This is a genomic window from Lysobacter antibioticus, assembly GCF_001442535.1.
Taxonomy (GTDB): Bacteria; Pseudomonadota; Gammaproteobacteria; order Xanthomonadales; family Xanthomonadaceae; genus Lysobacter; species Lysobacter antibioticus.
The window spans coordinates 3,096,892-3,109,208 of sequence record NZ_CP013141.1; the positions used below are offsets into that span (position 1 = coordinate 3,096,892).

Sequence of the window (12,317 nt, forward strand, 5' to 3'; positions counted from 1 at the left end):
AGGAGGCGCAATGAACCCGCATCCGTCCGACGAATCTTGCCCGCGCTGCGGTTCGGCCGCCGCCTTGGCGCCGAAGTTGCTGTTGATCGACGAAGCCTGGGTCGCCACGCCGGGCAAGGACCCCCGGATGGCATATGCGGCCGATCTTCGCGTCGACGACGTCCTGCCCTCGCACCTGCGCGAGGCGCCGTTGCAACAGTTCGTCGAGGGGTGTTACTGCCGGAACTGCGGCACCGGCTTCGTATCCGAGCAGGCGCTCACGGCCGAGCGCCGCCGGTATAAGTGACGCGGCCGGCGAGCCGGGCTCCGCTCCTGCGACAGGAGCGGAGTCGGTGCAGCGCGACGGAATCCGCCGCGGACTCAGAGTTCGATGCAGTCGAACTTCACGTCGGGGTCGACGTCGGCGTCGTAATCGACGTCGCTGCGCTCGAAGCCGAACAGCTTGAGGAACTCGTGCTTGTAGGCGGCGTAGTCGGTGAGCTCGAACAGGTTCTCGGTGGTGACCTGCGGCCACAGCGCCTTGCAGGTGTCCTGGACGTCGTCGCGCAGTTCCCAGTCGTCCAGGCGTAGGCGATGCTCTTCGTCGGTCTGCGGCGCCTGGCCGTCTTCGCGATAGAGGCGCTCGCGGAACAAACGGCTGAGCTGGTCGACGGTGCCTTCGTGCAGGCCCTTTTCCTTCATCACCTTGAACACCAGCGAGATGTACAGCGGCATCACCGGGATGGCCGCGCTGGCCTGGGTCACCACCGATTTCAACACCGCCACGTTGGCGCCGCCGCCGATCTTGCGCAGGCGCGCATCCAGGCGCTGGGCGGTCAGGTCGAGGTCGACCTTGGCCTTGCCGAGCGCGCCGTGCCAGTAGATCGGCCAGGTGATTTCGGTGCCGATGTAGCTGAAGGCGACGGTGCGCGCGCCCGGCGCCAGCACGCCGGCGCGTTCGAGCGCGTCGATCCACAGCTCCCAGTCCTGCCCGCCCATCACCGTGACGGTGTCTTCGATCTCCTGCTCGGTGGCGGGCTCGACCGTGGCCTGGATGATGGTGTCTTTATTGGTGTCGATCGCGGTCGAGACGTAGGGCTCGCCGATGGTCTTCAGCGCCGAGCGCTTGAGCTCGCCGGTGTCGGGCAGCTTGCGCACCGGCGAGGCCAGCGAATACACGATCAGGTCGATCTGGCCGCCCATCTCGTTCTTGATCAGCTCGATGGCGGTGTCGCGCGCTTCATTGGAGAAGGCGTCGCCGTTGATCGACTTGCTGTACAGGCCATCGGCCTTCGCGAACTTGTCGAACGCGGCCGAGTTGTACCAGCCGGCGGTGCCGGCCTTCTTGTCGCTGCCGGGCTTCTCGAAGAACACGCCGAGGGTGTCGGCGCCGAAGCCGAACGCGGCGGTGATGCGCGCGGCCAGACCGTAGCCGCTGGACGCGCCGATCACCAACACCTTCTTCGGACCATCCTTGCGTACGCCGCGCGCGCGCGTGGCTTCGATCTGCTCGCGTACGTTGAGCTCGCAGCCGAGCGGGTGCGTGGTGGTGCAGATGAAGCCGCGAACCTTGGGGTGGATGATCAACTGGTCTACCTCGTCATCGATGGGGCGCCCGCGACAGCGCGATGCGCGCCGCGGGCTGGAGAGTGCTGCCGTCGCGGTCGAAGGCGAGCCGTGGCGCATCCGTCGCGAGCGGCCGTCCGGCCGCGGCCGGGCCTTGAAGCGCAGCCCGGACAAGCTCGGGGGCGGCGCGATGCCGTCGACCGGCCAGGGCGAAAAGTATGCCTCGAACGGGTGCGCTCGCCCAGCCGAGGCCGGGGAGCGGCCGGCCCTTTGGTTGATCGCGGTTTCCGAACGGTGGCGTATTGCGCATCATGGGCGTCGCTGCGCACGACGCGCCCGCGGCGGCCCGGGCTCCGACATTAATCGGACATCGAGGATGCGAGCCTCGGTCGATTGCGTCTCTTGCCGGTGCGCGCGGGCGTAGGGAAGGCGCGATCGGCCTCGGTACAATGCCGGCGCTTCGCGTTGCCGGCGTTCGCGGCGGCACGACCTAGCTGCGCGACCCTGCTTCGAGACCCTGCTTCGAGACCACGCCACCCACACCGATCACGCGATGACCACGATCCCGCACAGTGCCGCGCCATACCACGTCGCCAGACGCAACCAGGTCGTCCTGTTCTGGGTGTTGGCGGTGCTGGTGCTCGGCGTCGGACTGGGCCTGCGCGATCCCTGGCCGGCCGACGAACCGCGTTTCGCCCTCGTCGCCAAGCAGATGATCGAGAGCGGCGATTGGCTGTTCCCGCATCGCGGCCACGAACTGTATTCGGACAAGCCGCCGTTGTTCATGTGGCTGCAGGCCGCCGCCTACCGAGTGTTCGGCGAGTGGCGCATCGCCTTCCTGCTGCCCTCGCTGCTGGCCTCGCTGGGCACGCTGTGGTGCGTGGTCGATCTCGGCCGCCGCCTGTGGACGCGTCGTGTCGGTCTCTACGCCGGCTATGCGCTGTTGTTCGCCCTGCAGTTCACTTGGCAGGCGAAGAAGGCCCAGATCGATCCCCTGGTGGTGTTCTGGATCACCCTGGCCAACTACGGTCTGCTGCGCCACGTCTTGCTGAGCGCGCGCAAACGGGGCCCGGACTGGCCGATGTGGATGCTCGGCTGGGCCGCGGCGGGGCTGGGCACGATCAGCAAGGGCGTCGGCGCGATCGCCTTGCTGATGCTGATCCCGGCCGGCATCGCCTCGTTGCGCGGCTGGAACGTGAAGCTGCACGCGAACAACGCGAAGTTCTGGCTCGGGCCGCTGGCCTTCGTCGCCGCCACCGGCATCTGGTTGGTGCCGCTGGCGATCGCCGCGCTCGGGCCGGATGGCGGCCAGTACTCGGCCTATCTCAACGACATCCTGGTGCGCCAGACCGCCAAGCGTTATGGCGCGTCCTGGGATCACGGCCAACCCACCTGGTACTTCCTGGAAGTGATGGCGACCATGTGGTTGCCGACCATGCTCGCCTTGCCGTGGGCGCTGCCGGCCTGGCGCCGGCGTCTGCGCCGTCGCGATGCGCGTTATCTGTTGCCGTTGGCGTGGTGGTTGCTGGTCCTGCTGTTCTTCAGCATTCCCGGCGGTAAGCGCGATATGTACATCTTGCCGGCGTTGCCGATGGTGGCGTTGGCGCTGGCGCCGTTGCTGCCGGGCTTGCTGCGCAAGGCATCGGCGCAGCGCGTCGCGCTCGGTTTCACCGCGGTGTTGTCCGTGTTGTTGCTGAGCGGCGGCCTGGCGATGTGGTTCGGCGATCCCGGCTTCGAACGGCGCTTCGTTGCCGAGCGCTCGCTCGAGGACGTGTCCTCGGCGCTGGCCGCCAGCGTCGCCGCGGTCGGCGGTTGGGGCCTGGCCTGCCTGCTGTGGGCTGGGCGACGCCGCGCTTTCGCCGGCATGATCGCCATGCTCGTCGGTCTGTGGGTGGCGTTCGGCCTGGTCATGGCGCCGCTGCTCAACGATTCCTCGTCCGCGCGCGGCCTGATGGCCGAAGTCGGCAAGCGCATCGGGCCGGCGGCCGAACTGGGCCTGGTGGCGTGGCGCGAGCAGAACCTGTTGATGGCCGACCGGAAGGTCGCCGAGTTCGGCTTCAAGGCTATTTTCCCGGTGCAGATGCGACGCGGACTGGAGTGGCAGCGGCAGTCGCCGCAGACGCGCTGGTTGTTGGTGCAGGACATCGCCCTGGCGGCATGCATCGACACCTCACGCACCCAGCACCTCGGGCATGCGAACCGGCGCGGCTGGACCCTGGTGCCGGGCAGCGCGACGCTCGGCTGCAGCTGGTCGAGCGCCGAGCATGCGCTGAGCATGGATTGGGACGTCTGTCTGGCGCCGGTGGTCGCCGACGCCTGCAGCCTGCGAGCGCTGGTAACGACGTCGAGCACCAGTTCCCGCCTAGGACAGGAGCTCGGACGTTGCGCGCGCGCTACGCTTTCGGAAACGCTGTAGTGGTCGGCCCTGGACTTGAGGGGTATAAGGGATAACGCATTCGGGCGATGCCGATCCTCGTGCATGCCTATCCCTGCTGCTTGCTGCCTTGCATGAGGTGCTCATGGGAACGAGACCGTCCGACCCGGTTCGGCAGTCCTGCCGCAAGTCCCATCTGGTAGCGGTCGGTTCGGGTTTCCTCGCGCTCGCCGTCGCGGTCTCGTCGATGATTCCGGATGCTGCCCAGGCCCAGGTCGGCGCCACCCCGGCCCCGAATCTGACGACGCTATACGGACCCAGCATCGCCGTAGTGCGCGAACAACACGACTACACCGGAGCACAGGTCACCGTCACCGCGCCGGCGAATGCGCTGGGCGTGTACTTCAAGGTCTGGGGCGGTGGCGGCGGCAAGGAATTCCTGGCCGATGCCTCCAAGGCCGGTGCCGGCGGCTACACCGGCGCGCTCTTCAATACCGCTGCCGGCACGCAGTATTCGCTGGTAGTCGCCGGCGGCGGCAGCCGCGCGGTCCGGCCCGGCGGCGCCAACGATCCGGGCGCATTCGGCTTCGGCGGCAGCGGCCAGCACGATCAGGGCGGCGGCTTGTCCGGTGTCTTCACCGGCACCGGAGCGGTGACCAACACCAGCACGGCACGCGCCCTGGCCGTTGCCGGTGGCGGGGGCGGTTCCGACAGCAACGGCAATAACCTCGACAGCGCACTCGCGTTGCGCAGCGGCGGTACCAATGGCAACGGCGCGCTGTCCGGCTATGGCGCCACGCCCGGCACGCTGAGTTGGAACTACACCAGCCCGCGTTCCGCCGGTCCGACCATCAGCGGCACCATGCAGGGCAGCGCGGATTCCTGGACGGTGCCCGCCGATGGCAGTAACTGCGCCAACATCGACATGCCGACCAACTGGGCCACCGCCGGCGGCGGCGGCTTCCAAGGTGGCGGCCGGACGGTTTACACCTTCAATTCCGGCGGGGTGGTCGGCCGTTGCAGCACCGATACCACCAACTCCGGCCGCGGCGGTTCCGGTTTCGTCGCCGCCAGCAACCGCTTTCAATCGATCGAGTTCACCGCCGAGATCGCCGCGGCCAACAACAACGTCGTCAACCAGCCGCCGCGAACGACCGGGGATACCGACTATTCCGCCGCGGGCGCGCCGCGCACGGTGCCGATCGGCCGCGCCGGCGGCGCCACCGGCGCGGCCTACAATCAGGCGGTTAACGGTGGCGGCGACGGACGCATCGTCGTTTACTGGATCGTCGCGGCACCGACCGTCAAGGTGCAGAAGACCACGGTCGGCGGTGTCGGCGGGCCGTTCGCTTTCGCCGCGACCAATCTCACAGGCGCCGTGCCGGCGATCACGACGACGGCGCCGAACACGCCGACGCCCGCCGCGCCGACCGCGCTGTCGGTGACCACGCCCGGTACCGCGGTGACATTGACCGAAACGCCCGCGTCCGGCTTCGTGCAGACCGGCGTGACCTGCACCGATGCCAACAGCGCCATCACCGGCAACGTCAATCCGGTTGCGACCGCCACTACCGGTGCGGTGACGATCCCTGCGACGGTCACCGCGACGGCCGCCGACATCGCCTGTGTCTTCACCAATGCCAAACAGCCTATCCTGCGCGTGCAAAAGTCCTTGCCGCTGGGACGCTTCGTGGCGACCGACCAGTTCACCCTCGCCATCGCCGGCACCGGCGGGCCGGCGTCGGTGACGACCACCGGTTCCGGCAGCACCGCGACCGGAGTCGCCACCCTGAACCCGGGCACGGCCGGCGCGAGTTACGCGTTCTCGGAAATCGCCGCGGCCGGTGCGAGCCTGGCCAATTACAGCAGTGCCTACAGTTGCGCCAACGCACTCGCCGGAGGGCAGACGCCCAGCGGCAGCGGCGCCACGTTCAACGTCACCGCGGCGGTCGGCGACGATCTCACCTGCACTTTCGCCAACACGCGCAGCCCGATCGCCGACTTGTCGATCACCAAGACCAACACGCCGGGTCTGGGCAGCAGCGATCAGCCCGGCGATACGCTGGTTCGCGGCACGGCTACGACCTACACCATCGTCGTGACGAACAACGGCCCCGATGCCGTAACCGGTACGGTGCTGCGCGATCCGATCGCCAGCCGCAGCGGATTGACCTGCACCGCGCCGCCGACCTGCAGCGGTGCGGGCTGCCCGGTCGCGCCGATCACGCTGGCCTCGCTCGACAGCGGTGCGGCGCTCGGCACTATCGCCAGCGGCGCAACGGTCACCATTACCCTGACTTGCCAGGTCGACTAGCGATCGCGATCCGGATTCCGGCTCGTTGAGACGGGGGCTCGCGTCGAGGCGTAGATCGCAGATGCTCGAGATCGCACATGCGGCCGCACGGAACGCGGTCTGCGAATCGGCATCCGCCTCGACGAGTGACCGGCCGGTTCATTGCGTGAGCTGCGTGCCGGAATGAAATCCCGGTCGCGTCCGCAGCGCCGCGGATGTCCCAAAGTGTGAGGCGCTTGGAAGAGCGCGGCTGGCTTCGAGGTCACCTTCTGTGTGGTCGCGGTTCGCACGCAGGAGGATCCATGTATCGATATTCCATCACCGGTCCGGCGGCGGTTCGTCGGCAGCGCCGCAGCCGTTTCATCGCAGGCGTCATTGCCCTGTGTACCGTTGCACTGATGCCGGTCGCGGCGACCGCGGCCAATCAGAGCAGCGGCTTCTATGTCGACCCCGACTCCAATCCGGCGATCTGGGTGCGCAGCCATCCGGCCGATTCGCGCGCCACCCGGATCAAGAACTCGATCGCGTCCAAGCCGATGGCGCGCTGGTTCGGCAACTGGAGCGGCAACATCAATACCGCGGTGGCGAGCTTCGTCGGTGCGGCGCAGACCGCCGACAAGCTGCCGATCCTGGTCGCCTACAACATCCCCGGCCGCGATTGCGGCAGTCACTCCGGCGGCGGCGCCGGCAGTCCCGAGGCCTATCGGGCCTGGATCTCAGGCTTCGCCGCGGGCATCGGTAGCCGCCGCGCGGTGGTGGTGATCGAGCCCGACGCACTGGCCCAGCTGGATTGCCTGCCCGCCGACCAGCGCACCATCCGCACCGGCTTGCTGCAATACGCCGCGAACGAATTCAGGCTGCGCGCGCCGAATGCGCTGGTCTATCACGACGGCGGCAACGCCCGCTGGATCGGCGCCGACGAAATGGCGCGGCGCTTGAACTCTGCCGGGGTCAAGGGCATTCGCGGTTTCGCCCTGAACGTATCGAACTACTACACCACCGCCGATTCCAATGCTTACGGCGTCGCGGTCGCCGGCGCCTTGCAGCGCCAGTTCGGCTACCCCAAGCCGTTCGTGGTCGACACCAGCCGCAACGGCAACGGCTCCAACGGCGAATGGTGCAACCCGCCCGGCCGCAAGCTCGGCACGGTCTCGCAGAGCAGCGGCAGCGGCGCGGAAATGCTGTTGTGGATCAAGGTGCCGGGCGATTCCGACGGCAACTGCGGCATTGCGCCGGGTATACCGGCCGGACAGTTCTCGCCCGATATCGCCATCCGCCTGATCGACGGGTGGTGAGCGCGTAACGCCTTAAAGGGTAGGAGCGGCGCAAGCCGCGACCGCAAAACCGCGGCAGCCGGTGCAGCCGCGCGGAGCCAAGGGCGGTGCCCTCGTGGCGAACGCATTCATTCGTCTGCGTGTAGCTGGGCCGCATGCCGAACTTCATGGTCGCGGCCTGCGCCGCTTCTACCCCGATCCGCTCCTACCCCGATTGATGATGGTTCCTGCGAAACCGGCTCGGCGTGGCACCGGTGGCCTTGCGCATCAGTCGCCGCAACGCCGTCGCATCCTCGTAGCCCACCTGCGCGGCGACCTGTTCGATGCTCATGCGGCTGGTCTCGATCAAGCGCCGTGCGCGGTTCAAGCGCACGCTCTGGATCAAGGCCAGCGCGGTCCGTCCGGTGGCGGCGCGCACGTGCCGGGCCAGGGTTCTCGGCGACATCGCGAACTCCGCGGCGAGTTCGCTCAGGCTCGGCGGACGCGGCAGCGAGGACTCGATGCGCCGGGTCAGCCGCGTCACCAGTTCGTTGCCGCCGGCGAGCATCGACGGGATCACGAACGGCGTCTGCGCCTGGCGGCCGTCGAGCAGCAGCATTTTGGCGACGACGTCGGCCAGCTCGCCGCCGAAACGCAGGCGCAGCAACTGCAGCATCAGGTCCGACTGGGCGAATGCCGCGCCGGCGGTGCTGACCGGGCCGTCGCTGCAGACCATGCGGTCGGCATCGACCTTGCAGTCCGGGGCGATGCGTTGCAGCTCCGCGGCCAACCACCACGAGGTAGTGGCCCGGCGCCCCTGCAAGACACCGGCGGCCTGCAGCAGGAACACCGCCGAGCACGAGGCGGCGACGCTGCCGCCTCGTGCAGCGTGGCGGCGCAGCCCTGCGATCGCGCACTGCGCGTCGGCGCGAGTCAGGCGATCGGCGAGTCGCGCGCTCTGGTCCACGCCCAGGCCCGGCACCACCCAGGTCGAAGCGTCGTCGCGCGCGCGGCCGGGCATCGCCCGAGTGTCGATGCGCAGGCCGTTGCCGAGGGTCACGCTGCCGCCGTCGGGCGATAGCAGCCGCCAGACCGGTCGCGGCGTTTTCAGTCGCGGCGCGAGCGCGGCCGCGGCGCCGAGCAGGTCGAGGGTGACAGCGACGCTGCTGGCGTAGGCGCCGGGCAGGATCAGGACGGTGAAATCGTGCATGGCCGAAAACGCCCGAAACATGTCCAAGCGGACACTCGAAGTCTAGCGCGCGGCGGGTTGCAATGCGGCTGAGCCGATGCCGCGCCGCGTATGCAGCGCCCGACCCGAGGACACCCGCGAATGCCGTCTACCCCGATCAACCGCATCGGTCTCCGCCAGCCCGACCCGCTCGACGACTTCGAGCCGCGCAAGTTTTTTCTCGATGGCATCGAGAAACCGGTGCATGTCGCCGGTGCCGGGCCGGCCGTCATCGTCATGACCGAAATGCCGGGCATTAGCCCGCAGGTGGCGCGCTTCGCTCGCTGGGTCCGGGACGCGGGGTTCACCGTCTACATGCCCTCGCTGTTCGGCCGCGATGGCGCCGTGCCCGGTGTCGAGGAGAGTAAGACGATCTTCCAGCGCGCCTGCGTCAGTGCCGAGTTCCGCGCCTTCGCCGGCCAGGGCTCGAGCCCGGTCACCCAGTGGCTGCGTGCGCTGGCGCGGCTGGCCCACGGCGAATGCGGCGGCCCCGGCGTCGGCGCGATCGGCATGTGCTTCACCGGCAACTTCGCCCTGAGCATGATGCTCGAACCTTCGATGCTGGCGCCGGTGCTGGCGCAGCCTTCGCTGCCTTTGGACGACCCGGCCGGATTGGAAATCGCGCCCGAGCAACTCGCCGCGGTGCGGCAGCGCCTGGATCGCGAGGACCTCACCGTCATGGCCTATCGTTTCGACGGCGACCGCTTCTGCAAGGCGCAGCGCTTCGCCGCTTATGCCGAGGCGCTCGGCGAGCGCTTCGTCGCAAGGGTGCTGCCCGACAGCGCCGCCAATCGCGAGGGCCTGGCGCCATTCTTCGAGCACGTGGTCGCCAGCCCGCACAGCGTGGTGACGGCGCATCTGATCGACGAAGCCGGCCAGCCGACGATCGCCGCGCGCGACGAGATCCTGGCTTTCTTCGCCCGGCGTCTTGCCGCGAAGGAATGACGCGAGTGTGGCGACGACATCGACGGCCGCCTGTCGCGAGCTGCGGGCAGGCGGTCGCCGAAGCGTTCAGCGCGCGGCACGGTGCATCGACCGGCCGGTCAGTGCCAGCACACCAGCGGATAGCGCTGGCCGTTCCAGGTCGTCCAGCCCTTGCTGCGGTTGCCCGTCGGTGTGGGCAGATACCAGCGATTGCCGTCGGCATGATTGAAATACAAGCCGCCGTTGCTACCGCGGCGCGGGTTGTTCAACGCCACCCAACGCGAGCCGTTGTCGGAAAACCGGCCCTGCCAGCGCACGCCGGAGGTGCTGCTGCAGACATCGCCGTCGCAGCTCGTCTGGCTGTCGTCGACGGCACTCCATTTCATCTTGGCAGGGCGGCCGTCGATGGTGCAGGTCCAATTGCCGCCCCACCAACCGCTGACCTGGCTGGCGGCGACCGGGCTGCAGCCCGCGGCTGCGGCGGCGATAGCGAGGGCGATCCAAAGTACGGTGTTCAACGCGGTGTTCATGATCGGCTACTCCTGTGGCCTTGAGTCCAGTTACGACCAAGCCAACGACAGGTGTCAGCCGGACAGGCCAAAGCAGGCATCGCCAACGATGCAACATGCAGATGAATCGACGGTGCTGCGTCGCGGCGAGACGAGGCGGGCGCCATGCGGGCCGCGCCCGTCGCCGGGGTATGGACGGATCGCCACGTGACTTGCGTTATGCGCGCACTCGGCGCCGTCAGCGTTTCCCCGGCGGGCGCGCGGACTTCGCCGGCGGCTTTGTCGTCGGCGCTGCCGCTGCTTCGATCGAAGCGCGAAAGCGCGATGCCTGTTCGCCGAGATGCGCCCATAGCCGGTTCGCGACCGGGCCGTGCGCGCGGTCGCTGCGCCGCGCCACCACCAGTTCCTCGACGCTGCCGGGCAGGTAGCGGCCGGCGATCGAATGCAGGCGGCCCTCGCGCAGTTCCTGTTCGATCAGGAAACGCGGCATGTGGCCCCAGCCCATGCCCTGCAGGATGAGGTCCTTCTTCATGAGCTGATCGGCGACGGTGCATTGGTGCGCGCCTTCGATCGTGAAGTAGTCGCGCGGCGGCGAGTGACGCGCGCTGTCGCGCATGACGCATTGGGTGAAGTCGCGCATGCGTTCGGGTTTGATCGCGCGCGAGATCGGGAACGGCAGGAAGCCCGCAGCGACCACCGGCACGAACGGCACCGGGCACAGGTCCATCCACTCGATGCGCGGGTCGCGCTTGTCGACGCGGTGCAGGATCAGGTCGGCGTCGCCGTCGAACAAACGCTCCACGGGCCCGCCGACCGCCTCGAAATGCAGATGCAAGCGGGTGCCGGGGCAGGCGGCGAAGAAACGGCTCAACAGGGCCAGCATCTGCGGCCTCGGGCAGAGGTCGCCGATCACCACGCGCAGTTCGCTTTCCTCGCCCATGGCCAGTTGTGCGGCATGGGTGCGCAATTCCTCCATCTCGCGCAGCAAGGCCTGGGCGCGGCGATGGAAGGATTGGCCGGCTTCGGTCGGGCGCACCCGGTAACCGCTGCGGTCCAGCAAGTCGAAACCGAGCTGACGCTCGAGCTTGGCCACGGCGGCGAACACCGCCGGATGCGAGCGATGCAAGGTTGCGGCCGCAGCCTGGAAGCCGCCGGCGCGGACCACGGCGTCGAAGCATTGCAGGTCGTGCAGGGTGAAGGCGCTCATGTCGGAGATAACTACAAAGAATGTACGAGCTTTGTAATATCCGTCGAGTTCGGCCGCAACTAGGATTCGCTCCACGGCGTCTGCCGTTGCAGGAGCGCTACCGGGCCGAACGACCGCCTGCAGAGCTCCCAAGCGGCCTATCCGAACGGAGCATCGCCATGAACGACCTGTCTTACCTCAGCGCCAGCGACGGCGTGCGCATCGCCTACCGCCTCGACGGCGCCGCCGACCGCCCGTTGCTCGTGCTGTCCAATTCGATCGGCACCGATCTGCACATGTGGGATGCGCAAGTGGCGGAACTGGCGCGGCATTTCCGCGTGCTGCGTTACGACACGCGCGGCCACGGCGCGTCCGACGTACCCGCGGGCGAGTACTCGCTGGAACGCCTGGGCCGCGACGTGCTCGACCTGCTCGACGCCCTGCGCATCGAACGCGCGCATTTTCTCGGCCTGTCGCTGGGCGGCATGATCGGGCAGTGGCTCGGCGTCCACGCCGGCGAGCGCATCGACCGTTTGATCCTGAGCAATACTTCGGCCTATCTGGGGCCGGCCGAGCAATGGGCGGAGCGCATCGCCTCGGTGCTGGGTGTCGGGGACATGACCGACACCGCCGAGAGGTTCCTCGGCAACTGGTTCCCGGCGGCGATGCGCGAGGCGAACGGGCCGGTGATCCAGGCCTTCCGAGGCATGTTGCTGACCACCGATCCGCGCGGCCTGGCCGGCAACTACGCGGCGGTGCGCGACCTGGATATGCGCCAGGCGCTCGATCGCGTATCGCGCCCGACCCTGGTGATCGCCGGCCGCTACGACACGGTGACCCTGGCCAGCCACGGTGAGGCCATCGCCGCGAGTGTGCCCGGCGCGAGTCTGCTGGTGCTGCCGGCGGTGCATTTGTCGAACGTCGAGTACCCGGCCGAGTTCATCAGCGCCGTGCTCGGCTTCCTGTTGGGGCGCGCGAGTATCGCGTGATGCGCGAGCGCCCGGC

The 12,317-nt window shown here is 68.4% G+C and carries 9 protein-coding genes and 1 pseudogene; 6 read left to right on the forward strand and 4 right to left on the reverse strand.

The genetic code is table 11. The features are described 5' to 3' along the window. Window positions 1-10: 10 nt before the first annotated feature. Complete coding sequence (locus GLA29479_RS12600; RefSeq protein WP_057916566.1) at window positions 11-286, forward strand: hypothetical protein; 276 nt, start codon at window positions 11-13, stop codon at window positions 284-286. A gap of 74 nt (window positions 287-360) precedes the next feature. Here the strand turns inward: GLA29479_RS12600 and fabV are convergent, their stop codons facing one another. Continuing rightward, window positions 361-1,566, reverse strand: a complete 1,206-nt coding sequence (fabV, locus tag GLA29479_RS12605) for an enoyl-ACP reductase FabV (protein WP_057916567.1) — start codon at window positions 1,564-1,566, stop codon at window positions 361-363. 532 nt (window positions 1,567-2,098) lie between these two features. Here fabV and GLA29479_RS12610 point away from each other — a divergent pair. The 3 genes and pseudogenes from GLA29479_RS12610 to GLA29479_RS12620 form a co-directional block, all read left to right on the forward strand. Continuing rightward, window positions 2,099-3,817 (forward strand): annotated as a pseudogene (locus tag GLA29479_RS12610) (ArnT family glycosyltransferase); the annotation flags it as partial. Window positions 3,818-4,064: 247 nt separating this feature from the next. Next, entirely contained in the window at window positions 4,065-6,233 is a 2,169-nt protein-coding gene (locus GLA29479_RS12615; protein ID WP_057916568.1) for a prealbumin-like fold domain-containing protein, read from the forward strand. A 281-nt stretch (window positions 6,234-6,514) separates the two neighbouring features. Then, a complete protein-coding gene (locus GLA29479_RS12620) occupies window positions 6,515-7,507 on the forward strand; it encodes a glycoside hydrolase family 6 protein (RefSeq protein WP_057971785.1) in 993 nt (330 codons plus the stop codon). A 184-nt stretch (window positions 7,508-7,691) separates the two neighbouring features. Here the strand turns inward: GLA29479_RS12620 and GLA29479_RS12625 are convergent, their stop codons facing one another. Then, window positions 7,692-8,675 carry a GlxA family transcriptional regulator gene (locus GLA29479_RS12625; RefSeq protein WP_057973188.1) on the reverse strand — a complete coding sequence of 328 codons (984 nt, stop codon included), beginning with the start codon at window positions 8,673-8,675 and terminating at the stop codon, window positions 7,692-7,694. A gap of 120 nt (window positions 8,676-8,795) precedes the next feature. Between GLA29479_RS12625 and GLA29479_RS12630 the strand changes: the two genes are divergently transcribed. Next, entirely contained in the window at window positions 8,796-9,638 is an 843-nt protein-coding gene (locus GLA29479_RS12630; protein ID WP_211264977.1) for a dienelactone hydrolase family protein, read from the forward strand. Between the two features lie 98 nt (window positions 9,639-9,736). Here GLA29479_RS12630 and GLA29479_RS12635 read toward each other — a convergent pair whose 3' ends face one another. Together GLA29479_RS12635 and GLA29479_RS12640 are read right to left on the reverse strand one after the other, a co-directional pair. Beyond that, a complete protein-coding gene (locus GLA29479_RS12635; RefSeq protein ID WP_057971786.1) occupies window positions 9,737-10,147 on the reverse strand; it encodes a DUF6006 family protein in 411 nt (136 codons plus the stop codon). Window positions 10,148-10,364: 217 nt separating this feature from the next. Beyond that, entirely contained in the window at window positions 10,365-11,465 is a 1,101-nt protein-coding gene (locus GLA29479_RS12640; protein ID WP_248842728.1) for a LysR family transcriptional regulator, read from the reverse strand. A 26-nt stretch (window positions 11,466-11,491) separates the two neighbouring features. On the opposite strand from GLA29479_RS12640, the gene pcaD reads away from it, so the two are divergent. Continuing rightward, on the forward strand, window positions 11,492-12,301 hold the full coding sequence (gene pcaD, locus GLA29479_RS12645; protein WP_057971788.1) for a 3-oxoadipate enol-lactonase: 810 nt from the start codon (window positions 11,492-11,494) through the stop codon (window positions 12,299-12,301). Window positions 12,302-12,317 lie beyond the last annotated feature (16 nt).

Coding starts and splice junctions, on each gene's coding strand:
- pcaD (WP_057971788.1), top strand. CDS start 11,492: ATGAACGACCTGTCTTACCTCAGCGCCAGCGACGGCGTGCGCATCGCC.
- GLA29479_RS12625 (WP_057973188.1), bottom strand. CDS start 8,675: ATGCACGATTTCACCGTCCTGATCCTGCCCGGCGCCTACGCCAGCAGC.
- GLA29479_RS12635 (WP_057971786.1), bottom strand. CDS start 10,147: ATGAACACCGCGTTGAACACCGTACTTTGGATCGCCCTCGCTATCGCC.
- GLA29479_RS12620 (WP_057971785.1), top strand. CDS start 6,515: ATGTATCGATATTCCATCACCGGTCCGGCGGCGGTTCGTCGGCAGCGC.
- GLA29479_RS12615 (WP_057916568.1), top strand. CDS start 4,065: ATGGGAACGAGACCGTCCGACCCGGTTCGGCAGTCCTGCCGCAAGTCC.
- GLA29479_RS12600 (WP_057916566.1), top strand. CDS start 11: ATGAACCCGCATCCGTCCGACGAATCTTGCCCGCGCTGCGGTTCGGCC.
- GLA29479_RS12630 (WP_211264977.1), top strand. CDS start 8,796: ATGCCGTCTACCCCGATCAACCGCATCGGTCTCCGCCAGCCCGACCCG.